This window comes from Candidatus Aminicenantes bacterium, assembly GCA_026393855.1.
Lineage (GTDB): Bacteria > Acidobacteriota > Aminicenantia > Aminicenantales > UBA4085 > UBA4085.
The window spans coordinates 1-2,712 of the sequence record JAPKZJ010000028.1 but is presented as its reverse complement, the minus strand read 5'-3'; the positions used below and the strand labels follow the sequence as shown (position 1 = coordinate 2,712).

The following is a 2,712-nucleotide window of genomic DNA, read 5'->3' as shown; positions in this document are numbered from 1 at the left end:
AGCATGGGGGCCGACGACAACACCTCGGTGACGGCCGTTAATCTCGAGACGGCCCGGCTCCTGGCGGGCCGGCCGCTACCGGCCACGATCTGCTTCGCTTTCTTCACCGGCGAAGAAGCCGGGCTTCTCGGCAGCCGCGAGTTCGTCCGGGCGGCCAAGGAGAAGGGCTGGAAGATCGCGGCCGACATCAACAACGACATGATCGGCTGGGCCGACGACCATCGGTTGGACGACACCATCCGCTTCGCCAACGCCGGCCTGCGGGACATCCAGCACGCCGCCGCCTTCCTGTTCTCGCGTCTGATCACTTATGACACCCGCTATGTCATGTCGACGGACGGACAGTCCTTCTACGACGTCTACGGCGATGTCGTCAGCGGCCTGGGCTCCTACCCGGTCCTGGGAAACCCCTATTACCACCAGCCGACGGATCTGCTGGAGACGGTCAATCATCAGCTCCTGGTCGAGGCGGCCAAATACAACATCGCCGCCGTCATGCTGGTCGCGTCCAGTCCGGCCCCGCCCAAGGACATCCGGATCGGGCTGGCCAAGGACGGGACCGTGGACGTCGCTTGGGCGCCCAGCCCGGAAAAGCGCGTCCGCTCCTATGTGGTGGAATTCGTCGCCGCCCCCCAGGCGGCTCGCCTGACAGCGGGCCCGCCGCAAATCCAGGTCAAGCTGGCCGCCCTGAAAAAGGGCGACATCGTGGACGTTGCCATCAAAGCCGTGACGGAATTCGGGATCGAGAGCTGGGACTGGGGCCGAGCCCGGGCCATCATGAAGTGATATGCGCCCGGCCGGCCTCTAGGCCATCAGCTCCTTGACGGCGGCGACGACGGCGCGGGCATTGATCCCGCAGCGGTCCAGCAGCTCCTCGGGCTTTCCCGATCGGGGCAGCTCGCGAACGCAGAGATGCCGGATCCGGGCCCGGCCGGCCAAGGCCGAGGCGACCGCCTCCCCCAGCCCGCCCGCCTCGTAATGATCTTCCACCACGACCGCCAGGTTCCCAGTCTCGGAGACGGCGGCACGAAGGCCCTCGACGTCGAGCGGCTGGACGGAATAGGCGTCCAGGACCCGAATGGCGATTCCCCCCGCGGCCAGCTCGTCGGCCGCCTTCAGGGCTTCGTGCAAAGTGATGCCGGCCGCGATGACGGAGACGGCGTCTTGCGCGGAATGGCGGAGGATCTTCGATCCGCCGATGGGGAAAGTCTCGCCGGGACCGTAGAGCAGGGCTGTGGCGGGCCGGGAGGCCCGGATATAGACCGGCCCCCGATGCCGGGCGGCGGCCTCGACGCAGGCTTCCGCCGACACTGCGTCGCCCGGGTAGAGGACGACGCAGCCCGGCACGGAGCGGAACAGGGCGATGTCCTCGAGGCCCATCTGGGACGCCCCGTCTTCGCCGATGCTGACCCCGACGTGCGAGCCGCAGACCTTGATGTTGGAATAGGAATAGGCCGCCATCCGGACCTGGTCGTGGGCCCGGGTGAGGAAGGCGGCGAAGGTGGCCATGAACGGGATGTAGCCCTTGGCCGCGAAGCCCATGCCCATCCCGATCATATTCTGCTCGGCGATGTAGGACTGGAAGGAGCGGGCCGGGAAAGCCTCGAAGAACTTGTCGGCATAGGTGGAGTTCTTGACGTCGCCGTCGATGGCCACGATCGAGCTGTTGACCCCGCCCAGAGCCGCCAGGGCTTTGCCGTAAGCCAGCCGGGTGGCCGTCTTCTCGGCGTAGGCCGTGCGCGGGAAATCGAATCGCACGCCCGGCTCGGGCCGGGTGGCAGCGGGAGGAGGCGTGATCAGCGCGGCCGCATCGCCCTCAGGCAGGGGGCCGATCTCGGCCAAGGCTCGTTCCAATTCCTCGGGTTTGAGCGGCCTGCCGTGCCAGCCGTTCTGGTCTTCAAGGAAGGAAACGCCCTTGCCCTTGAGGGTCTTGGCGATGACCGCCAGCGGCGCGCCCGTGCGGCCCGCCTGGGCCAAGGCCTGGCTCACGGAGTCGATGTCATGACCGTCGATGACGACTGCGGCCCAGCCAAAGGCTTCAAACTTTCGGGCGTAGGCCGCCACCCCGTGCTCATGCATGGTCGGGCCCGACTGGCCCAACCGGTTGACGTCGACGATGGCACAGAGATTGGTTAATCTCAGATGGGCGGCCGCGTTGGCCCCTTCCCAGACCGACCCTTCGGCGCACTCGCCGTCGCCCATGACCACGAAGACCCGCCCCGGCGAGCCGCCCAGCCGCTGAGCCGCTGCCATCCCGACGCCCACGGACAAGCCCTGGCCGAGCGATCCGGTGGCGGCCTTGATCCATTTCATGCGGGGGGTCGGATGCCCCTCCAACTCGCTCGAGATCTTGCGCAGGTTGAGGAGGGACGCCGGCGTGATGACCCCGGCTTCGGCGTAGGCCGCCCACAGGATCGGCGCGGCGTGGCCTTTGGACAGGACCAGCTCGTCGTTGCCCCAGTCCTCGGGATCGCGCGGGTTCCAGCGCATGGCCTGGAAGAACAGCACGGCAGCGATCTCGGCCATGGACAGGCAGGTCGTGGGATGGCCCGAGCCGGCGGCCGTCGTCATGCGAAGGGAATGGGCTCGGAGCCGCTTGGCGATCCCGGCCAGGGCGTCGTCGGAAAGGGTCGAAGTCATGGGCGGAGGCCTCCTGCGAGGGCGGTATGGAAGGGCTCATTATAGTGGTTTCGGGCGCGGCCGACAATCGCT

Annotated in this window: 2 protein-coding genes; one reads left to right on the top strand and one right to left on the bottom strand. The window is 67.6% G+C overall.

Annotated features, from left to right (window positions below; all coding sequences use genetic code 11):
• Nucleotides 1–786: M28 family peptidase (locus NTZ26_04080; protein MCX6559670.1), on the top strand; the 786-nt coding region annotated here is incomplete at its 5' end.
• An 18-nt stretch (nt 787–804) separates the two neighbouring features.
• Here the strand turns inward: NTZ26_04080 and NTZ26_04075 are convergent.
• The gene (locus tag NTZ26_04075) at nt 805–2,640 is read right to left on the bottom strand and encodes a transketolase (GenBank protein MCX6559669.1); all 1,836 of its coding nucleotides are present in this window, start codon (nt 2,638–2,640) and stop codon (nt 805–807) included.
• Between the last annotated feature and the right edge of the window lie 72 nt (nt 2,641–2,712).

Bases quoted from the DNA above. Each gene is read 5' to 3' on its own strand.
- NTZ26_04075 (MCX6559669.1), bottom strand. From the start codon at position 2,640: ATGACTTCGACCCTTTCCGACGACGCCCTGGCCGGGATCGCCAAGCGG.